The sequence below is a fragment of the Acinetobacter sp. CFCC 11171 genome, from assembly GCF_003268405.1.
In the GTDB taxonomy this organism is placed as follows: domain Bacteria; phylum Pseudomonadota; class Gammaproteobacteria; order Pseudomonadales; family Moraxellaceae; genus Acinetobacter; species Acinetobacter amyesii.
Genome location: NZ_LQXP01000010.1, coordinates 25,752 through 45,845, shown reverse-complemented (window position 1 = coordinate 45,845; position 20,094 = coordinate 25,752). Strand labels below are relative to the sequence as shown.

At 41.7% G+C, this 20,094-nt stretch carries 18 protein-coding genes and 2 pseudogenes; 13 read left to right on the top strand and 7 right to left on the bottom strand.

The window, feature by feature from the left end; translation table 11 throughout:
* Positions 1-120: 120 nt before the first annotated feature.
* Positions 121-2,235: a phenylacetic acid degradation bifunctional protein PaaZ gene (gene paaZ / locus AVJ20_RS06785; RefSeq protein WP_111884664.1), complete on the bottom strand. Its 2,115-nt coding sequence runs from the start codon at positions 2,233-2,235 to the stop codon at positions 121-123.
* A 262-nt stretch (positions 2,236-2,497) separates the two neighbouring features.
* On the opposite strand from paaZ, the gene paaA reads away from it, so the two are divergent.
* From paaA to AVJ20_RS06725, 12 genes are all read left to right on the top strand, one after another.
* On the top strand, positions 2,498-3,442 hold the full coding sequence (gene paaA, locus AVJ20_RS06780) for a 1,2-phenylacetyl-CoA epoxidase subunit PaaA (RefSeq protein WP_111884663.1): 945 nt from the start codon (positions 2,498-2,500) through the stop codon (positions 3,440-3,442).
* 37 nt (positions 3,443-3,479) lie between these two features.
* Positions 3,480-3,770: a 1,2-phenylacetyl-CoA epoxidase subunit PaaB gene (gene paaB / locus AVJ20_RS06775; protein ID WP_111884662.1), complete on the top strand. Its 291-nt coding sequence runs from the start codon at positions 3,480-3,482 to the stop codon at positions 3,768-3,770.
* A 15-nt stretch (positions 3,771-3,785) separates the two neighbouring features.
* The gene (gene paaC, locus AVJ20_RS06770) at positions 3,786-4,541 is read left to right on the top strand and encodes a 1,2-phenylacetyl-CoA epoxidase subunit PaaC (protein ID WP_078193736.1); all 756 of its coding nucleotides are present in this window, start codon (positions 3,786-3,788) and stop codon (positions 4,539-4,541) included.
* Positions 4,542-4,568: 27 nt separating this feature from the next.
* The gene (gene paaD, locus AVJ20_RS06765) at positions 4,569-5,069 is read left to right on the top strand and encodes a 1,2-phenylacetyl-CoA epoxidase subunit PaaD (RefSeq protein WP_111884661.1); all 501 of its coding nucleotides are present in this window, start codon (positions 4,569-4,571) and stop codon (positions 5,067-5,069) included.
* Positions 5,070-5,130: 61 nt separating this feature from the next.
* Positions 5,131-6,189 (top strand): 1,2-phenylacetyl-CoA epoxidase subunit PaaE, encoded by a 1,059-nt coding sequence (gene paaE / locus AVJ20_RS06760; protein WP_111884660.1) that lies wholly within the window; start codon positions 5,131-5,133, stop codon positions 6,187-6,189.
* A 25-nt stretch (positions 6,190-6,214) separates the two neighbouring features.
* Positions 6,215-6,985 carry an enoyl-CoA hydratase-related protein gene (locus AVJ20_RS06755; protein WP_111884704.1) on the top strand — a complete coding sequence of 257 codons (771 nt, stop codon included), beginning with the start codon at positions 6,215-6,217 and terminating at the stop codon, positions 6,983-6,985.
* Positions 6,985-7,776, top strand: a complete 792-nt coding sequence (gene paaG, locus AVJ20_RS06750; protein ID WP_078193733.1) for a 2-(1,2-epoxy-1,2-dihydrophenyl)acetyl-CoA isomerase PaaG — start codon at positions 6,985-6,987, stop codon at positions 7,774-7,776. Before AVJ20_RS06755 ends, paaG begins: the two co-directional genes overlap by 1 nt.
* 3 nt (positions 7,777-7,779) lie before the next feature.
* On the top strand, positions 7,780-9,327 hold the full coding sequence (locus AVJ20_RS06745; protein ID WP_111884659.1) for a 3-hydroxyacyl-CoA dehydrogenase: 1,548 nt from the start codon (positions 7,780-7,782) through the stop codon (positions 9,325-9,327).
* Between the two features lie 10 nt (positions 9,328-9,337).
* Entirely contained in the window at positions 9,338-10,558 is a 1,221-nt protein-coding gene (pcaF, locus tag AVJ20_RS06740) for a 3-oxoadipyl-CoA thiolase (protein WP_111884658.1), read from the top strand.
* Positions 10,559-10,604: 46 nt separating this feature from the next.
* Entirely contained in the window at positions 10,605-11,897 is a 1,293-nt protein-coding gene (gene paaK, locus AVJ20_RS06735; protein ID WP_111884657.1) for a phenylacetate--CoA ligase PaaK, read from the top strand.
* 57 nt (positions 11,898-11,954) lie between these two features.
* Positions 11,955-12,896 carry a PaaX family transcriptional regulator C-terminal domain-containing protein gene (locus tag AVJ20_RS06730; RefSeq protein ID WP_111884656.1) on the top strand — a complete coding sequence of 314 codons (942 nt, stop codon included), beginning with the start codon at positions 11,955-11,957 and terminating at the stop codon, positions 12,894-12,896.
* 42 nt (positions 12,897-12,938) lie between these two features.
* Positions 12,939-13,538, top strand: a complete 600-nt coding sequence (locus AVJ20_RS06725; RefSeq protein WP_111884655.1) for a gamma carbonic anhydrase family protein — start codon at positions 12,939-12,941, stop codon at positions 13,536-13,538.
* A 17-nt stretch (positions 13,539-13,555) separates the two neighbouring features.
* On the opposite strand, the gene AVJ20_RS06720 is transcribed toward AVJ20_RS06725, so the two are convergent.
* Positions 13,556-13,978: a cupin domain-containing protein gene (locus AVJ20_RS06720; RefSeq protein ID WP_228157172.1), complete on the bottom strand. Its 423-nt coding sequence runs from the start codon at positions 13,976-13,978 to the stop codon at positions 13,556-13,558.
* Positions 13,979-14,146: a cupin domain-containing protein gene (locus AVJ20_RS18645; protein WP_265735975.1), complete on the bottom strand. Its 168-nt coding sequence runs from the start codon at positions 14,144-14,146 to the stop codon at positions 13,979-13,981. It lies immediately after the preceding gene.
* 615 nt (positions 14,147-14,761) lie between these two features.
* On the opposite strand from AVJ20_RS18645, the pseudogene AVJ20_RS18640 reads away from it, so the two are divergent.
* A pseudogene (locus tag AVJ20_RS18640) lies at positions 14,762-15,028 on the top strand (hypothetical protein); the annotation flags it as partial.
* Between the two features lie 459 nt (positions 15,029-15,487).
* Here AVJ20_RS18640 and AVJ20_RS06710 read toward each other — a convergent pair.
* The 4 genes and pseudogenes from AVJ20_RS06710 to AVJ20_RS06695 all read right to left on the bottom strand — a co-directional run bounded on the left by AVJ20_RS06710 (position 15,488) and on the right by AVJ20_RS06695 (position 20,059).
* A pseudogene (locus AVJ20_RS06710) lies at positions 15,488-16,824 on the bottom strand (MFS transporter).
* 204 nt (positions 16,825-17,028) lie between these two features.
* Entirely contained in the window at positions 17,029-18,054 is a 1,026-nt protein-coding gene (locus AVJ20_RS06705) for an enoyl-CoA hydratase/isomerase family protein (RefSeq protein WP_111884703.1), read from the bottom strand.
* Between the two features lie 23 nt (positions 18,055-18,077).
* Positions 18,078-18,851 (bottom strand): enoyl-CoA hydratase, encoded by a 774-nt coding sequence (locus AVJ20_RS06700; RefSeq protein ID WP_111884654.1) that lies wholly within the window; start codon positions 18,849-18,851, stop codon positions 18,078-18,080.
* A gap of 80 nt (positions 18,852-18,931) precedes the next feature.
* Entirely contained in the window at positions 18,932-20,059 is a 1,128-nt protein-coding gene (locus AVJ20_RS06695; protein WP_111884653.1) for an acyl-CoA dehydrogenase family protein, read from the bottom strand.
* Positions 20,060-20,094: the final 35 nt, after the last annotated feature.

Below are 20,094 nucleotides of genomic sequence, written 5' to 3'. Positions count from 1 at the left end.
ATTAATCGAATTTAGGTTGAAATTCATTATTCGTCAATGCTATTTACAAAAAAAGATACAGATATATCTATGAAATAAAAAAAAGGAATCATATTGATTCCTTTTTTGGTTGAGTCGAAATTATACATCACGCTCGACAAGCGTTAAGATGTCATAGGTTGCCACCAATTCACCGCGTTGGTTTTTCACTTTAATGTCCCAAACCACCACGCCGTGTGGTTTTTGTTCAGGATCACGCAAGGTTTTTGGTGTTTTTTGCTTGCAGGTCAGTTCCACTTGAATGGTGTCACCAATTTTGACCGGCTCAACAAAACGTAAATTATCCATACCATAGTTGGCAATGACTGGGCCTGCTGCAGCATCGACAAAGAGACCCGCTGCGGCAGACACAATAAAGTAACCATGCGCAACGCGTTCACCAAATAATGATTCTGCAGCGGCAATTTTATCCATATGTGCATAGAAATAGTCGCCACTCAAACCACCAAAATTAACGATATCTGCTTCGGTAATGGTGCGTCGTGCTGTTAGTAAACGCTCACCAATACGCAGTTCATCAAATGACTTTTTAAATGGATGCACGCGATCTTCAAAGACTTGTGCACCTGCTGTCCAGCGATGACCAATTTGGGTTAACACATTTGGTGAGCCTTGTAATGCTGTACGTTGCATATAATGTTTGACTGCACGTAAGCCTCCTAATTCTTCACCACCACCCGCACGCCCAGGTCCACCATGGACTAAAAGTGGTAGGGGTGAACCATGACCTGTACTTTCACGTGAACTTTCGGTATCTAGAATATGCAGGCGACCGTGCCATGGTGCAATTTTTGCGACTAAGCTTTCAATATTTTCATCCGCATTGCGTACAATGGACGCCACAAGACTGCCTTCACCTTTTGCGACTAAGGTTGCCAACTCTCTTTCTGTGCTATACGGCATCAGTGTCACCACCGGGCCAAACGCTTCAACCTGATGGACGTACTGTGCATCAAGCGGTTGACGGCAAAGCAAAACTGCAGGTGGATATAAGGCTGATTTTTCAGAATATGAACCATTTGTAGTGATATCTCGGCGTAAATGACTGCCAAAAATAATGTCAGCATCTTGTGCCAATATTTCGACTTTTTCTGCAACATCGAGCTTTTGTTTATAGCTCGCCAAAGCACCCATCGTCACACCTTCTTGGCTTGGATCACCCAACACGACTTTTTTCAGCTTCTCAATCAAACGCTGTTGCACCGTCTCTAATAAAGCCGTAGGGACAAATGCCCGGCGAATCGCGGTACATTTTTGTCCGGCTTTGGTGGTCATTTCACGGAAAATTTCACGGACAAACAAATCAATGCTTTCATCTGAGGCTTGGGTTGTCAGGATGGCACTGTTGACTGAATCGGCTTCCATACTAAATGGAATGGAATAGGCATTTAAATGCGGATGTGCACGTAATTTTTGTCCCGTTGAGGCAGAACCAGTAAATGTCACGGTGTCCTGTTCATTTAAATGTTCAAAGAGATCGTAGGTTTGACCGCAGATCAGCTGTAATGCACCTTCAGGCAAGAAACCACTTTCATGAATGGCCTTCACCACTGCATGGGTCAACTGAGCACCTTCTGTTGCAGGTTTTACAATACACGGCACACCCGCCAATAATGTCGGTGCAATTTTTTCCAACATGCCCCAAATCGGGAAGTTAAAGGCATTGATATGTACTGCTACGCCGGCTTTGGGACTCAGTAAATGCTTGGCACCAAATGAACCATGTTTAGACAGTTGAATAAAATCATCTTCAATCCAAACTTTTTCATCGCTCAGCTCACGGCGGACTAAACTTGAGTAGGCAAATAATGTACCGATACCACCTTCGATATCAATCCACGCATCTTTACGTGTACAGCCCGTTGCTGCGGCAAGGGCATAGTAGTCTTCTTTACGTTCCAATAAGTACTGTGCAATTTGCTTTAATGCATTGGCACGTTGATGAAAGGTCCAATTGGCAACACTTGAACCATGCGTTTTGGCATATTGCACCACGGCTTGAGTGTCAATGCCATGACTACTGACTTGGTAAATGGCTTGACCTGAAATGGCGTGAAATACTGTACGTAAGTCTGCTGATGCAACGTGTTCTTGTCCAAGAACCAATGAACTTAAGCGCAGTAAAGATTCCGATGGCTCATATTTACCATCCACTGAAATGGTATTGTCTTGTGAATTTTGCTCAAGATCCAACATCGATATAACTCCATTTATGATACGTTGTTAATATTAAATTTATAATATGTGTTTCATAAATTGCATTCAAAAAAACAGATTGTCAATCAAATTCCCTGTTAAAAAAATTATTTTTTAGTATGAAAAAAATATTAATTAAATAAAAACAATATCTTATTAATAGATGTTAAAAATATTTATATGATACCAATAAAAAGCAATTGAATTATTTTTTGTATCGTATTAATTTAAATCTAACGACACTTGGGATAAGTGAGACAACATGAACACGCAACAACAAAGATTTGATGACAACATTGTCAATAATGTATCGATTGAGCCAAAGGATTGGATGCCAGACGCTTATCGTAAAACTTTAATTCGCCAAATTGGACAACATGCACATTCTGAAGTGATTGGTATGTTGCCAGAAGGCAATTGGATTACCCGTGCGCCCACCTTAAAACGTAAAGCGGTATTACTTGCCAAAGTACAAGACGAAGCAGGTCACGCGTTATATCTCTATAGCGCAGCTGAGACCTTAGGCGCAGATCGTGACGATATGATGGATAAACTGATTGCAGGTCGCATGAAGTATTCATCAATCTTTAATTATCCAACCTTAAGTTGGGCAGATGTCGCAGCCATTGGTTGGTTGGTCGATGGCGCGGCGATTGTCAATCAGGTTGCTTTATGCCGTACCTCGTATGGTCCTTATGCACGTGCCATGGTGCGTATTTGTAAAGAAGAAAGTTTCCATCAACGTCAAGGCTTTGAAGCCATGATGCGTTTAGCAGAAGGCACACCTGAACAAAAACAAATGGCGCAAGATGCAGTCAATCGTTTTTGGTGGCCTGCACTCATGATGTTTGGTCCAAGTGATGACAATTCACCGAACAGTGAACAAAGCATGAATTGGAAAATTAAGCTGTTTAGTAATGATGCCTTACGTCAAAAATTCGTGGATAACACCGTGCCACAAGTTTTACAGCTTGGTTTAACTGTGCCAGATCCAGACCTGAAGTGGAATGAAGAGACCGGTCATTATGAGTTTGGTGAAGTGAATTGGACTGAATTCTTTAATGTGATCGCAGGTAAAGGTCCATGCAACCATGAACGTATTGAAGCACGTCGTAAAGCATGGGAGGGCGGCAAATGGGTTCGTGATGCAGCAGCAAGCTATGCCAAAAAACAACAGCAATTCAATGATACGCGCAAAATTGCATAAGCATTTAAGTCATCAATGACATACAGGAAGTTTAATCATGGATAACAAAAACAATTGGTCTTTATACGAAGTCTTCGTACGTAGCAAACAAGGTTTAAGCCATCGACATGTGGGTAGCTTACGCGCACCTGATGATGAAATAGCCTTACAAAATGCGCGTGATGTGTATACCCGTCGCAACGAAGGTATCAGTATTTGGGTGGTCAAATCTGAGTTAATTACTTGTTCACAACCAGATGAAAAAGGGGAGTTTTTTGAACCACATTTGGATAAGGTTTACCGTCATCCAACCTTTTACAACATTCCACACGGCATTGAGCATATGTAATTGGAGGATCACAGCATGACCAATAAAGTTTTATCCGAATTTCTATTACACATTGGTGACAGCCAACTGATTTTGTCACATCGTTTAGCGGAATGGTGTGGCCATGCACCTGAACTTGAGCTTGATATTGCACTTGCGAATATTGGCTTGGACTTATTAGGTCAGGCACGTACTGCGCTTTCACTGGCAGGGAGTATTGAAGGTTTAGGACGTGATGAAGATCGTTTAGCGTACTTTCGAACTGAGCGTGAATATCGCAATTTACTGCTCTGTGAACAACCCAATGGCGACTTTGCACAGACCATCGTACGTCAATGGTTAATGGATCATTATCATGCCTTGTTATTTGCCGCGTTAAGCAATAGCAACAACGCCGAACTGTCTGCCTTTGCGATTAAGTCTCTCAAAGAAGTGAAATATCACCAACGTTTTTCAACAGCTTGGATGGAGCGCTTAAGTCTGGGTACGCAAGAAGCACATGACAAGGTGCAACATGGTTTAAATCAATTGTGGCGTTTCACCGAAGAGCTATTTGCACTGACTAACGATGAAAAACAATTGGTAGAAGCCGGCATTGTTCCTGACTTAACAATATTACCTGCGAAATGGTTAGAACTTATTCAATCGGAATTAACGCGTTTCGAGCTTCAACTACCACAAGAGGGAGCCTACCGTAGCGGTGCCAAGCAAGGTTTGCATACTGAACATTTAGGTTATGTCCTTGCCGAGTTGCAATATTTACAACGCAGCTATCCAGAGATGGTGTGGTAATCACAGCGTTCACAGGGAGTGAGTGACATGAACCGAATTCAACACGTTGAGCAGCAATGTTGGGAGATTTTACAACAGGTGTCTGACCCAGAAATTCCGGTGTTATCGGTCTTGGATTTGGGCATGATTCGTGGTGTAGAAATCAATGCAAGCCAAGAGATTGTGGTGCGTTTGACACCAACCTATAGCGGTTGTCCTGCCACTGATTTACTCAAAGACGAAATCAAAACAGCGTTGTTGGCGCATGACATTCACCCTGTCAAAGTAGTGGTGGATTTATCTGAGGCATGGACCACGGATTGGATGAGTGAATCAGGTAAAGAAAAGCTACGCGAATACGGCATTGCACCACCACAAGGTTCATCTCATCAGTGTGGTACGCATGTGGCGCTGACGGATGGAGTGGCTTGCCCACATTGTGGCAGTGCACATACACAGCTCTTAAGCGAGTTTAGTTCTACTGCATGTAAAGCCTTATACCGCTGCCAAGACTGCTTAGAGCCCTTTGATTACTTTAAATGTATTTAATCTAATGGACATCGATGTGCGCTGAACAGCACAGCAATAAAATAAAAGAAGGATTTTAACAATGAGTCAATTTATCCCCTTAACCATTAAATCAATCCAGCCGCAAACGGAAAATGCCATTTGTATTTCTTTTGCTGTGCAAGATGAACAAACCTCAGCGTTTCAATATCAACCAGGTCAACACCTGACTATTCGCCATCTCACAGAGCAAGGTGAAATTCGTCGTTGCTATTCGATTTGTAGCGATGTGCAAGAAGATATGAGTATTGCTATTAAAAAAATTGATCAAGGTCAATTTTCAACATGGGCAAATGAAAACCTCAAAGCAGGGGATGTGTTAGAGGTGATGCCACCTCAAGGGGTTTTTTTCCAAAAAGCAGCAAAAGTCGGTGGACAACATTATTTAGGCTTTGCTGCAGGCAGTGGAATTACGCCAATTTTATCCATCGTGAAATCAGTGCTGAATCGTCAGCAAGATGCCACATTTACACTGGTTTATGGCAATCGTTCATGGAAACAAACCATGTTTGCTGAACAAATCATGGATCTTAAAGATCGCTTTCATCAGCGTTTGCAATTGGTGAATATTTTTTCACGTGAATTGAATGACAGCGAGATCTTTAACGGTCGTATTGATGCTGAAAAGCTCCAGCAGTTGGCCAAAGCCGGTTTGATTCGTACAGATACAGATCACTGTTTCGCCTGTGGTCCAGAAGAGATGATGACGGCCGTTGAGGAAATTTTGCCGACGCTAGGGATTGAGCGCAGCAAGATTCATACAGAACGTTTTAATACAGGTACGACTACAAAAGCATCAGCACAACAAGTTGCGCAACGTAGTGAAGAAAAGGTCAACATTATTTTAGATGGTCGTGAGTTGATCATTGAGGTATCAAAACAAGATGACAGCATCCTCGATGCCGCATTACGTGCAGGTGCAGATTTACCTTATGCCTGTAAAGGTGGGGTGTGTGCCACCTGTAAGTGTAAGGTGCTTGAAGGTGAAGTCGAGATGGCCATCAACTACAGCCTTGAAGAGGATGAAGTTGCAAGAGGTTATGTCTTGAGCTGCCAAGCCCGTCCAACCACTGCCAATGTACGCTTAAGTTTTGATGAATAACGCCGTGTGGAATGAAAGTATGGACATGCAATATCTAAAAAGTAGTTCTCCAAAAACCGGTGTGGTGCTCATTGAACTGAATCGCCCTGAAAAACGTAATGCCTTAAACAATGCCACATTGCAAGAGCTCGCGGATTATTTAACAACCTTAGATAAAGACCGTGAAGTGCGTGCAGTCGTGATTACAGGTCATTCACAATGCTTTGCTGCAGGCGCAGACTTAAATGAATTGGCACAGCTTGATGTAGTGAATATTCAGCAAGATCAACGACCACAGTTGTGGAAGCGCATTGATGAATTTTCCAAGCCTTTAATTGTGGCTGTCAACGGTTATGCCTTAGGTGCAGGTTTTGAATTGGCATTGCATGGTGACATTGTGTTGAGTGGTGAAAATGCACAATTTGCTTTACCAGAAATTGGTTTAGGCATGTTGCCCGGGGCAGGTGGAACACAGCGTTTGGCACGTCTCGTCGGTCAGCAACTGTGTATGCGTTGGGCAATGACAGGTGAAATGATCAGCGCCCAGACCGCATTACAACACGGGATCAGCAGTCAAATTTGCCCAACAGCTTTAACGGTGCAATATGCCGTTGAATTGGCAGAAAAAATTGCCAAGCAAGCACCCCTAGCGATTCGTGTGATTAAACAGTCGCTAAAAAGTATTCATGAAGTGACCCTAAGCCAGGGTTTAAAACTCGAGCGTCAACATTTTGTGTGGTTGGCAGCAACCCAAGATCGTAAGGAAGGCATTCAAGCTTTCTTAGAAAAAAGACAACCCGCATTTAGAGGTGTGTAATGGATTACCAAACAATTATTGTCGAAGAAAAAAATGCAGTCGGTTATTTAACGTTTAATCGTCCAAAGCAACTCAATAGCTTTAATGAAACTATGCACAAAGAAGTCTCAGGAGTTCTCAAAGCATGGGCAAAAAATGCTGAGATTCGTGCAGTGGTGATTTCTGCGGAAGGTCGAGGTTTTTGTGCAGGACAAGATTTAAGCGACCGCGTGGTTGATCCGAATGCCGATGCACCTGATTTAGGCCGCTCGATTGAAATGTATTATAACCCACTGATCAAACTGATTACTGAAATGCCGAAACCAGTGCTGTGTGCAGTGAATGGTGTAGCAGCGGGTGCAGGTGCCAACATTGCTTTGGCGTGTGACATTGTACTGGCTGCAAAATCAGCATCCTTTATTCAAGCCTTTTGTCGTTTAGGTTTAGTTCCAGATTCGGGTGGAACATGGTTTTTGCCACGTTTGGTTGGTCGTGCACAAGCAATGGCTTTGGCTATGCTTGGCGATAAGATTCCTGCTGAGCAAGCACAACAATTGGGCATGATTTGGCAAGTGGTTGAAGACGAAAAACTGAAAGCCGAAGCCAGCAAATTGGCAGAACATTTAGCGACACAACCCACTTATGGTTTGTCATTGATTAAAAAAGCCATTCATGCTGCAGCAGCTAATAGCCTCGATGAGCAATTGATTTTAGAACGTGATTTACAGCGTTTAGCAGGGCGTAGCAGTGACTATCGTGAAGGCGTACAAGCCTTTATGCAAAAACGTACACCACAATATACAGGATGCTAAATCATGGCAGAACTTCACTTACAGCATGCCCCTGTGGCAGTGATTGGTGCCGGTACCATGGGCATCGGCATTGCACAATTGGCGGCCATGCATGGCCATCCGACCCATGTGTATGATGTCGATCCACAACGTGTAGAAAGTGCTTTTGCTGCACTAAAACAGCAATTACAAAAACGTGTAGATGCCGGAAAAATGGCGGCTGATCTCTTGCAACTGACCTTGTCCAATTTAAACGTGGCAGCGGATTTACACGAATTAGCAGACAGCCAACTGATTGTAGAAGCGATTGTAGAAAACAAAGACGTTAAACAAAAGCTATTTCAACAGCTTGCTGATATCTGCTCGCCTGAGACGATCTTTGCATCCAATACATCTTCAATCTCGATTACTGCGATGGCTGCCAATATTCCACATCCAGAACGCGTGGTCGGTTTGCATTTCTTTAACCCAGCACCAGTGATGAAGTTAGTGGAAGTGATTGCAGGCTTAAAAACAGACCCAGCAATTTCTGATGCTTTAGTCAGCTTGATGACATCATGGAAAAAAGTGCCAGTACGTGCCAAATCCACCCCAGGGTTTATCGTCAATCGTATTGCACGTCCTTATTATGCGGAAGGATTTCGTGCCCTGCAGGAAAATGCCACCACACCTGCGCAGCTTGATTTTATCATGCGTGAATGTGGACGTTTTTCGATGGGGCCGTGTGAGCTGACCGATTTAATTGGCCAAGACATTAATTTTTCTGTCACGCAGAGTGTCTATGATGCCTTTTTTGATGAACCGCGTTATCGTCCATCCTTAATTCAAAAAGAATTAGTCGATGCAGGCTGTTTCGGTCGAAAAACTCAACAGGGTTTTTATGACTATCGAACAGAACATTCTAAAAAAGTGTATCAACTCCCTGTGATTTACAGTAAATCACCTGAAAAAATTGAGGTGGTGGTCAAAGGTGATTGGTCACATTCACAGGGTTTGATTGCGCTGTTGCAACAATCTAAACATATTCATCTGCGTATTGAAGCGGCGCCTACGGCTGAAATTCTCATTGGTGATGTGTCTTTACGTTTATCAATGGGGCAATCTGCCGAAATTGATTATGCATCACAAAAAGTGGTGTTGATGGATTGGCATGGCGATTGGTCACAAGCCAAAGCCATTGCAGTTACAGCTTCACCAGCGTGTACTGAGATAGATCAAAAAACGATTGAACAGTTGTTTATCGGTCTAAATATTATTCCGATTTGGTCTCAGGATCATCCAGGATTATATGTACTGCGCACTATTGCCATGTTGGTCAATGAAGGATGCGAGGCCGTTTTACATCAAATTGCGTCTGAACAAGACATTGATGCAGCCATGAAATTTGCTGTGAATTATCCTAAAGGACCATTCCAATGGGCACAAGAATTAGGATACAACATTATTTTACAGACTTTGCAAAATCTGTATCGTATTTATGGTGAAGAGCGTTATCGTCCTAATCTATATTTATTAAAAAAAGCGGCACAAGGACATGTGTCAACGCAGCAGCCATTACGCGCTGCCAGTTAAGGATAAAATGATGCAAGACGTATTTATTTTTGATGGGATTCGTACCCCAATTGGGCGCTATGCCGGTGGTTTAAGTGGTCTTCGTGCTGATGATTTGGCGGCATTACCAATTCAGTATTTAAAACAGCGACACCCAGACTTGCCTTGGTCAAACGTTGATGAAGTGATTTTGGGTTGTGCCAATCAAGCCGGTGAAGACAATCGTAATGTGGCACGTATGGCAACATTACTTGCAGGCTTGCCTGAAAGTGTACCCGCCATTACAGTCAATCGTTTATGTGCTTCAGGTCTTGATGCAGTGGGGCTTGCTTCACGTGCGATTAAATCGGGTGAAGCGCAGTTTGTATTGGCAGGTGGAATTGAAAGCATGTCTCGTGCGCCATTTGTTCAGTCTAAACCGACTGCTGCATTTAGCCGTACACCTGAAATTTTTGATACCACGATTGGTTGGCGTTTTATCAATCCTGCATTTAAAGCCAATTTTGGCGTCGACAGCATGCCAGAAACTGCTGAAAACGTGGCAGAAAAATACAATATCAGCCGTGCCGATCAAGACCAATTTGCCTACAACAGTCAGCAAAAAGTAGCAAAAGCACAGGCTGAAGGTCGCTTTGAGCGTGAGATTCTACCAGTTGAGATTAAAAGCAAAAAAGGTGTAGTGCGTGTTGCTCTAGATGAACATCCACGTGCAGAAACCACACTAGAGGCTTTAAATGCGCTTAAAGCACCATTTCGTAAAGAAGGCGGTTCGGTCACAGCAGGCAATGCGTCAGGTGTTAATGATGGTGCGGCATGTTTACTCTTAGGTAATCGCACTTTTGCTGAACAGCATGGTTTAACTCCCCAAGTGAAAGTTTTAGGGATTGCAAGTGCAGGCGTAGAAGCACGTTATATGGGTATTGGGCCTGTACCTGCAGTGCGTAAAGTTTTAGCACAAACGGGCTTAACTTTAGAGCAAATGGATGTGATTGAACTCAATGAAGCCTTTGCAGCACAAGCTTTAGCTGTGATTCGTGAACTGGGTTTAGCGGATGATGATGCACGTATCAATCCAAATGGTGGTGCCATTGCTTTGGGCCATCCACTTGGCATGAGTGGTACACGTTTAGTCCTTACCGCAATGCATCAACTGAAAATTCAACAAGGAAAATATGCGCTGTGCACCATGTGTGTCGGTGTTGGGCAAGGTGTTGCCTTAATACTCGAAAATATCAATTCAGGACGTAATTGATTGACATAAAACAAGCTGTCGCGATGACCGCGTAAGGAGTAAGACAATGAATAAAAATGCAATGGAACACATCGAAACCGCATCTGTAGATGAATTACGTCAATTGCAAGTTGAGCGTTTAAAAAAGACGCTCAATCATGCTTATCATAACAGCACGGTGTATAAGCAAAAGTTTGATGAAGCAGGTGTACATCCGGATGATTTTAAACATCTTGAGGATTTAGCAAAATTTCCTTTTACCACCAAAAAAGATTTACGTGACAATTATCCATTTGGCATGTTTGCGGTGCCTCAAGAGCAAATTGTGCGCGTACATGCTTCATCGGGCACCACAGGTCAACCGACGGTGGTTGGCTATACCGAACATGACATCAATATCTGGTCGGACGTAGTCGCACGATCGCTGCGTGCTGCAGGGCTAAGCAGTAAAGACACCATTCAAGTGTCGTATGGTTATGGTTTATTTACCGGTGGCTTAGGTGCACATTATGGCGTAGAGCGTTTGGGTGCTACTGTCATTCCAATGTCAGGCGGGCAAACAGACAAACAAGCGCAGTTAATTCACGATTTTAAACCAACAGCACTCATGGTGACACCATCGTATTGCTTGAATATCATTGAAGCCCTTGAGAAAAAGTTTGGTTCAGCCAAAGACTGTTCTATTAAAACTGGTGTATTTGGTGCTGAACCGTGGACCAATGAAATGCGTAAAGAAATTGAAACGCGTTTAGGTATTGATGCCTTAGATATTTATGGCTTATCTGAGGTCATGGGTCCTGGGGTGGCAATGGAATGTTTAGAGTCCAAAGATGGCCCAACCATTTGGGAAGATCATTTCTATCCAGAAATTATCAATCCTGAAACGGGTGAAGTGGTGCAAGATGGTGAACTGGGTGAATTGGTCTTTACTACCATCACCAAAGAAGGCATGCCGGTGATTCGTTATCGTACCCGTGACTTGACACGTTTACTGCCAGGCACAGCACGTACCATGCGTCGTATGGATAAAATTGTCGGTCGCAGTGATGACATGATGATTATTCGTGGTGTGAATGTGTTCCCATCGCAAATTGAAGAGCAAATTTTGCAAATTCCACAATTAATTGCCAATTATCAGATTCATATTTGTAAGCAAGGACACTTGGATACATTGCATATTCGCACTGAAATGCGTCAAGATAGCAGTCCTCAATTGGCGATGCAGCTTGCAAACCAATTAAAATCACAGATTAAAACCATGGTGGGGATTAGTGTGAGTGTTGAAGTGCTGAATGAAGGGAGTTTACCTCGCTCTGAAGGCAAAGCGCAGCGCGTTTTTGATATTCGACAATCCGCTTAAATGAACATGCCTGACGATAAAGGTCGTCAGGCAATTCAATAGGTAAATGAAAACGCAATGAATCCTAAATTAAAACAAATTATTGATGAGTTTATTCAACGTGAAGCGCTCAGTGGGACTTCATTGGTCATGACCATTTTTGGTGATAGCATTTATCACCGTGGAGGTGTCATCAGTCTTGCGAGCTTAATTCAGCTAATGGACGTATTTGGCTTGAATGAACGTTCAGTGCGTACTGCGGTCTTTCGTTTGGTACAAAATGGCTGGCTCAGTTCAGAGAAAATTGGGCGCACCAGTTATTACCGTATTACGGAAAGTAGTCGTCAGCGTTTTATCATGGCTGATCAGAAAATTTATGGCTTTAGTCATAAAGATTGGGATAAAAAGTGGGACTTAGTGCTCCTTAGCTCAGTTGAACTTGAAAATAAATTGGTCTTAAAGAAAGAGCTTGAGTGGTTAGGGTTTGCCAATATCGCGACCAATGTCATGGCGTATCCGGGCTGTGATCAACAAAAGCTGCAAAATTTATTACTTAGTCATCAAATGACCGATCAAGTGGTGGTGTTTCGTGCCGAAACCCTAGAACTTTGGCAAGAATCTTATCCTACGATTAAACGTATGGTGGTTGTGAATTGGCCCATTCAAGAATTACATCAACGCTATGAAAAATTCATTAGTGATTTTCGTGAGTTTTTCTATTTTGTCGAGCAAGATGAAGAAATAGATGCCGTCCAAGCCTTTCAAATTCGTATCTTATTGATTCATCAGTTCCGTCGTATTTTACTTAAAGATCCAAATTTACCATTTGAGTTGTTACCGACGGACTGGCTGTCGTTAATTGCACGTAATTTAAGTACCAATTTGTATCAAGCGGTATTTATGGCAGGCGATGAGTTTTTCTTAAATGTTGCACGTACGGCTGAAGGCAGTATGCCGCCTGCACACCCACAGTTTTATAAACGTTTTGGTGGTTTAAAACAGCCAGATTTGAGCTATTAAGTTAGCGTCTAATTTATAAAAATTAACAACAAGGATAGAGCAATGCCGTGCTATGCCATTGATGGCGTGATTCCTGTGGTCGATCCTCAGGCTTATGTACACCCAAACGCCGTGTTGATTGGCGATGTGATTATTGAGGCAGGGGTTTATATTGGACCTTTTGCTGCCTTACGTGCTGACTTTGGCCGTATTCATATTCAAAAAAATGCCAATGTTCAAGACTCTTGTACCATTCATGGGTTTCCAAACAGTGTGACTTTAGTGGAAGAGTATGGTCATGTGGGGCATGGTGCTATTTTGCATGGCTGTGTGGTACGCAAGAATGCCCTCATTGGCATGAATAGCGTAATTCTCGATGAAGCTGTGATTGGGGATAATGTGATTGTAGGTGCGAACAGTACAGTTAAGGCAAAAGCAGAGATTCCTAATAATATGCTGGTATTGGGCAGTCCTGCACGGGTGGTGAGAGCCTTAACCGATCAAGAAATTGCTTGGAAACGTCATGGTACGGCGCAGTACATTGAGTTAACCAAGCGTTGTCTCAACAGTCTGCAAGTGGTAGAACCTTTACCCCATGACACAGCGGAACGTTTAACTTATCAAATTTTTCAGGCAGATCATGTCTTAAAGCAAGATATGTAAGCTATTTACATATTAAATTAATGTGTCCAAACGTCTCTAGCATGTTGCAAATGTCCGCTTTTGATATACAGCGTTGCACCTAATTCGGTAGCGTTTAGATCAATATCATAATCTGAAGGGAAGCGCATCCAGGTTGTTCCCATAGGATATACATGGTGTGCTGAGCTAAGCACACCTGTAAGGATAAAAATTTCAATGCCATGTTCAGCACTTTCAGCCATGCATTGATTGGGTTTTAATTTTTCCAAAAAAGTCTGTTCAACATTTGATTTAAATAAGGAGCAGATTTCTCGGCCTTGCTGAATGCGCCAATGCTTTGGACCATGAGTATTGATGCGTGTTGGAGTCACTTCATGTTCTGTCATTTGCGTGAGTTTGACAAAAATTTGGCAACCCATTTCACTCGATACCCGACGGCTAGATTGATGTGGATTACGCATTTACCATCCTGCAAGATAGTGTTGATCCTCATTTTCAGTAAATGTTCCAATTAAGACCAAAACCTCTTCACAAAGTGGATGCGAATGTTCAGGAAATTGAGATTTTGCAGCAAACACTACAATACTCGTGGCACATGCCTTTTCTGCACCAATTCGGTCAAGCATCATACGATTGACTTCACCACCTGGAGACTTAACCCTTTGGTAATTTTGCGGAGTGATGATAATTAGTTTTGAAAGTCAGCATGAAGATGCATCACACAATACACGTTTAATAATTTATAGAGAAAATAAGTGTAACTTTTTCAACAACACTATACGAGTTTAAACAACATGTCAGCAGTGGAATTATCAAGTGAATTGCAGTGCAACGGACTGAAATGGAAAGGAGGGATGTCGGTTGCATGTAAAGGTGGGGGCAGGTCCGAGTGATCACAAGGGGCTCAGTACAAGGAGATACTATGATGATTAATGGCTCAATTTAGCGGTTCAAAAGTATGCTTACACCGCGTAGCAAGATCAGCATTGTGATTATCTATAAACAAAATACCTGTTGCGATTTTAACTGCTCTACAGCGCCCAAAATTTTATAATTTCAAGCCCAAGACGGAATTTCGTACGAGAAGATTGCGACTTTACATAGTCATGATGTGATATGGACTTACGTTAATTTGCTTTAAAAAGCATATAGTTGCTTGGACTTTTTGGTGATTTTAAATATGGCTATTATTTACTTTTCAGTCGATGTTACAGTAAAACTTAGACAGTGCTTCTGCAACTTATATTACCTCGATCATTTGGCATATTGGTTTTAGACCAAATTATAGCTGGATTGATTTGGATATCTTTGACGCCAATGGCTATCCGAAACACGATCGTGGTATTACTATCGATTATGATGTAAGCATCATTGGTTTGCCATGGTTATATACATGGGGTTCTGCTTGTTTCTTAGGAATTGATCAAGATGCCAAATATGTGTCAAAGCATATTTTAAAATGTTATCAAATTTTTCAAATATGCTGGGAGAATTGCTTGGCGTTAATATGACGCATAACAAGATGACTCTAGGAAAATAGGGTCATTTTTCGATGTTCTGTTTTAAATCCTAAGAAAAACGTCATGTGACAATTTTTTGGAATCAAAGCATTAAACAAGTGATCAATGTGAGAAAATAAGAATAGTTTTTGTGCTAATTAAAGAATCAGAGAATTACGTAAGCCAGACAATAGGTCAGTATCATGTTTAGGTTTGCATAATACTTTATTTAACATAATATACATTATACGAAATGCTTCAGCTTTATTTACAAAGATGATAATTCACAGCTCTTGCACATCAACTGTATTCAAATTGCTAAGTTCCTAAGCTTCGCTAAAATAAATTTGTCCTACCACAATCCTCAGACAAGAAAAAAGCCATAACAACTGTTGCTATGGCTTTTTCATATGTATTTCTATATTGAAATTCTATATTTTAAATCAATCAATTGTTTTCCTGATTGTTGATTTAGGAAGATTTGATTTCCTCACTGCTAAATGCATTTGCCTTTCGCTCTATTTGGTCCGGCTTTAAGAATGATGATGCAATAATCGCAATCACTGCAAAGCCTGAAATATAGGCAATAATTAAATTAGGGCTTCCATCACCAATACTCAGCAATTTCGTCGCGATTAATGGTGCTAAATCACCACCTAGCACGCCTGCAAATTGAACTGAGATTGAAATACCGCTATAACGTATTTCTGCTGGAAATTGGCGCGAAAATAACTGTGACTGCGGCGCATACATCAAAGGAAAAACCACACCAATACCAATCACAATGGCCATCCAAACCAATACTGGATCTTTAGTATTTAACATCGCAAAAAATGGATAGCTGTATAAAGCCAGTACGCATAAACCAAATCTAAACATGTTTTTTTGCCCAACTTTATCAGACAAATGTCCAAAAATTGGCGTAATAACCATGATGACTGCAGCACCACAAATCGTTGCAAACAAGATATCTTGCCTAGGAATATTTAGCTGTGTGGTGGTATAGGCTAAAGCAAATGTCGATGCCAAATAGAACCAAGCATTTTCAGCAGCTCGAGATAAAATAATCGTAATCAACTGCTTAGGATGATTCTTAAATACCTGTTTTGCTGGAACTTTAATTGTTTCGGTTTGCGCTTTAACTTTTTCAAAGTCTGGCGACTCAGGCACTTTCACACGAATATACCAACCTACAGCCAGTAAAATAATGCTGGCTAAAAATGGTAGACGCCAACCCCAGCTAAATAACGCTTCTTCAGGCAACATTGAGACTAGACCTAAAGCCACGGAAGCGAGCAATAAACCACCACCTGTACTGGCTTGCGGTAAACTTCCCCAAATCCTTTTTTACCCGCTGGCGCATGTTCTACAGCCATGAGAACTGCTCCGCCCCATTCTCCACCCATGGCCATGCCCTGTATAAATCTTAAAATAATTAAACAGACCGTTGCCCAATAACCAATGGTTTCAAATGTCGGTAACAACCCAATCATCACCGTTGGAATACCCATCAACATTAATGTGACCAATAACATTGATTTACGACCGATTTTATCGCCAAAATGACCAAAACCAATGCCACCAAGTGGTCGACCAATAAAGCCTACAGCATAAGTGGCAAATGCTGCCAATACGCCAGTTAATGGATCAAGATTTGGGAAAAAAAGTCGATTGAAAATGAGTGCTGCGGCAGCACCATAGATAAAAAAGTCATACCATTCGATGGTTGTACCCACCATGCTGGAAATACCCGCTAAACGATGCGAGGACTTAGCTGGTGGAGCTGTGTTTCCCTGTACATTTTGCATTGTTATCTTCCTTATTCTGCAAGATATTTCTATGTTGCATTTTCACGATGCTTGATTTTTGTGATGATTTTCTTCATGAAAATCAATATTTTTAGATCTTATATGTGTTTAATTTACGCTGAGTCACTTATTCATATCGAATAAGAAATTAAGTATGAATATTGACCAAGGGTTTGAACCGTGAAAAGTTTTTTAAATCACTGATTAAATAGATATTTCCTCCAATATTTTGTCTAAAGTCGGACTAGACTGTTGCCACTTTGGCTGCTTGTCTTTATCCACAATTAATGCGCGCACACCTTCGACAATATCGCCATGTTGAAACCAAACGTCTTGTAAATGTCGTTCAATTTGCATGCATTGCTTCAGTGAAAGACCTCGACCTAAATGTTGGAGCTGTAAACTGATCCTTTTTGCGATTGGAGACCGTTGTTCCAAGGTATTGCGTATTTTTAACGCCCACGCTTGAGCATCATTATGCTGTTCATTTTCAAGACTATTTTCAATGGCATCAATGCTCTCAAAACCAAAATGCTTACGAATTAAATCTGCATTTTGACTGAGTTCACTTTCCGCTGGTCGAGTAATATATTTCGCAATCAATTGTTCAATATTTTCCTTGCTTAGTTGCTTAGAATTTCTTAAATCTTCTTCTAATTGAACAAGTTGCTCACTCGGAACATGGTAGTCAATCAAATCTAGGTATAACGCATCGCTGGCACTGATTTGATCGCCCGTAGTTGCCATGTACACACCAATATCATCTAAACGTGATAAAAAGTGTGTCGCAGCCACATCTGGGAAAAATCCAATGGCAGTTTCAGGCATGGCAAATTTAGATTTTTCGCTGCTGACAAGCACATGACATGCTTGGGCTAAGCCAAATCCACCGCCAAGTACATAGCCATCGAGTATGACAACAATGGGTTTTTCATACGCACGAATGCTATTCAGCATTTCATATTCAGCTTGAAAATAAGCTTGATGATCTTCTCTACCATTCATATAACTATCATAGAGATAGCGAATATCTCCACCTGCACAAAATGCTTTGGGACTATTTGAGCGAATAAGTACGGCATGAATATTGGTTTGATCAGCCCATAGTGCTAATTGCTGTTGAATCCCTTGGATCATATTCAAAGACAAGGCATTTAAACTTGCCACGCGATCTAAACTGATTTGGCCTAAATGTCCATGTTCTTCAATCATTAAGTTATTTGTACTCATATCCATATAATCCTTTTTTATTTTTAATTGTCTTTAAAATTGGCTTGGCGCTTTTCAACAAATGCTTGCATGCCTTCTTTTTGGTCTTGAGTTGCAAAAATCGAATGGAATGTTCTGCGTTCAAAACGCAAACCTTCTTGCAAACTGACTTCAAATGCACGGTTAATTGACTCTTTGATCATCATGGTTGCCACCACAGATTTTTCCGCTATTTTTTCAGCAGCTTTTAAGGTCTTTTCGACTAACTCCTCTTTAGGGAAGACCTGAGCAACTAAACCACTCTGCTCTGCTTCTGCTGCGCCCATTTGTCTCGCAGTCAGACACATTTCCATGGCTTTGGCCTTACCTATAGCAAGCGTTAAGCGCTGTGTCCCACCTATCCCTGGGATTACTCCCAATGTCACTTCTGGTAAACCGAATTTTGCATTGTCGGCACAGTAAATAAAGTCGCACATGAGTGCTAACTCACAGCCTCCACCTAACGCATAACCACTGACAGCTGCGATTAGAGGTTTACGGCGCTGAGCAATTCGATCTGCCAGATGAAAAAAATCATCCAAATAAATATTCGGAAAACTCAGTTCAGCCATTTCTTTAATATCTGCACCAGCGGCAAAGGCTTTTTCTGAACCTGTAATAACCATACAACCGATGGCAGGATCTCGATCTAAATCATCCAACGCCAAATTAAGGTCTTGAATTAATGTGCTATTCAACGCATTTAAGGCCTGAGGACGATTTAAAGTAATGAGTCCAACACCATTGTTTTTTTCGAGCAGAATCGTTTCAAATTGCATGTGATATCCCTATATATGTTCAATATTTATAAGTAGGCTTCGTCTGAAGCCTTGTCGTTTTAAATGTCTTAATGACCACGTTATAAGCTGCGAGCAATTACTAAACGTTGGATATCACTTGTGCCTTCATAGATTTGGCAAATACGTGCATCACGATATATACGCTCTATCGGGAAATCTTTGAGATAGCCATAGCCTCCAAAGACTTGTAATGCTGCGGAGCAAACACGCTCAGCCATTTCAGACGAAAAAAGCTTGGCCATAGACGCCTCATTTAAACAAGGCTGTCCTGCTTCTTTTAAACGTGCCGCGTGATAGACCAATTGGCGTGCGGCCTCTATTTCTGTTGCCATACTTGCCAATCGGAACGCAACTGCCTGATGTTCAAAGATCGGCTTTCCAAAAGTAATACGCTCTTTGGCATATCGGGTTGCTTCTTCTAATGCTGCACGTGCAAGACCAACTGCTTGCGCCGCTATACCAATACGACCGCCTTCTAGATTTGATAAGGCAATTTTCAAACCTTCACCTTCTTTTCCTAACATTAGGCTTTCATGCACACGCACGTCTGTGAGTGCAATTTGACAAGTATCTGAGGCATGTAATCCAAGCTTTTCTTCAGTACGAATCACTTCATAACCGGGTGTTTCTCTTGGGACAATAAAAGCACTCATGCCTTTTTTCCCTGCACTTGGGTCAGTCACAGTAAAGACAATAATGACCCCTGCATTATGACCCGAGGTAATAAACTGCTTAGCACCATTAATCACCCATTCATTGCCATCTTTGACTGCACGGGTTTTAATGGCAGCAGCATCTGAACCCGTATGCGGCTCAGTTAATGCAAATGCACCGATCATTTTGCCTTGTGCTAAAGGCACTAAATATTTCTGCTTTTGTTCTTCTGTGCCAAATTTAGCAATAGGAACACAGCCTACCGAGTTATGTACACTCATAATGGTTGAGGTTGCCCCATCTGCCGCTGCAATCTCTTCTAAAACCATAACATAGGCAAGATTACCTGTATCTGAACCACCCCATTCATCTGATACCAACATACCCAATAAACCCAGTTCTCCCATCTGCGCTAATGCCGCTTTGGGAAAGGTACCGTTTTTATCCCATTCAGCCGCTTGAGGTTTAATTTGTTCCTGTGCGAAACTGCGTGCCATGTCCTGAATTAATAATTGTTCTTCGGTAAATTGCATCTTATCTTCCTGTACATCAATCAATTGCTTTCATC

Coding starts and splice junctions, on each gene's coding strand:
- paaZ (WP_111884664.1), bottom strand. CDS start 2,235: ATGTTGGATCTTGAGCAAAATTCACAAGACAATACCATTTCAGTGGAT.
- paaA (WP_111884663.1), top strand. CDS start 2,498: ATGAACACGCAACAACAAAGATTTGATGACAACATTGTCAATAATGTA.
- paaB (WP_111884662.1), top strand. CDS start 3,480: ATGGATAACAAAAACAATTGGTCTTTATACGAAGTCTTCGTACGTAGC.
- paaC (WP_078193736.1), top strand. CDS start 3,786: ATGACCAATAAAGTTTTATCCGAATTTCTATTACACATTGGTGACAGC.
- paaD (WP_111884661.1), top strand. CDS start 4,569: ATGAACCGAATTCAACACGTTGAGCAGCAATGTTGGGAGATTTTACAA.
- paaE (WP_111884660.1), top strand. CDS start 5,131: ATGAGTCAATTTATCCCCTTAACCATTAAATCAATCCAGCCGCAAACG.
- AVJ20_RS06755 (WP_111884704.1), top strand. CDS start 6,215: ATGCAATATCTAAAAAGTAGTTCTCCAAAAACCGGTGTGGTGCTCATT.
- paaG (WP_078193733.1), top strand. CDS start 6,985: ATGGATTACCAAACAATTATTGTCGAAGAAAAAAATGCAGTCGGTTAT.
- AVJ20_RS06745 (WP_111884659.1), top strand. CDS start 7,780: ATGGCAGAACTTCACTTACAGCATGCCCCTGTGGCAGTGATTGGTGCC.
- pcaF (WP_111884658.1), top strand. CDS start 9,338: ATGCAAGACGTATTTATTTTTGATGGGATTCGTACCCCAATTGGGCGC.
- paaK (WP_111884657.1), top strand. CDS start 10,605: ATGAATAAAAATGCAATGGAACACATCGAAACCGCATCTGTAGATGAA.
- AVJ20_RS06730 (WP_111884656.1), top strand. CDS start 11,955: ATGAATCCTAAATTAAAACAAATTATTGATGAGTTTATTCAACGTGAA.
- AVJ20_RS06725 (WP_111884655.1), top strand. CDS start 12,939: ATGCCGTGCTATGCCATTGATGGCGTGATTCCTGTGGTCGATCCTCAG.
- AVJ20_RS06720 (WP_228157172.1), bottom strand. CDS start 13,978: ATGCGTAATCCACATCAATCTAGCCGTCGGGTATCGAGTGAAATGGGT.
- AVJ20_RS18645 (WP_265735975.1), bottom strand. CDS start 14,146: ATGATGCTTGACCGAATTGGTGCAGAAAAGGCATGTGCCACGAGTATT.
- AVJ20_RS06705 (WP_111884703.1), bottom strand. CDS start 18,054: ATGAGTACAAATAACTTAATGATTGAAGAACATGGACATTTAGGCCAA.
- AVJ20_RS06700 (WP_111884654.1), bottom strand. CDS start 18,851: ATGCAATTTGAAACGATTCTGCTCGAAAAAAACAATGGTGTTGGACTC.
- AVJ20_RS06695 (WP_111884653.1), bottom strand. CDS start 20,059: ATGCAATTTACCGAAGAACAATTATTAATTCAGGACATGGCACGCAGT.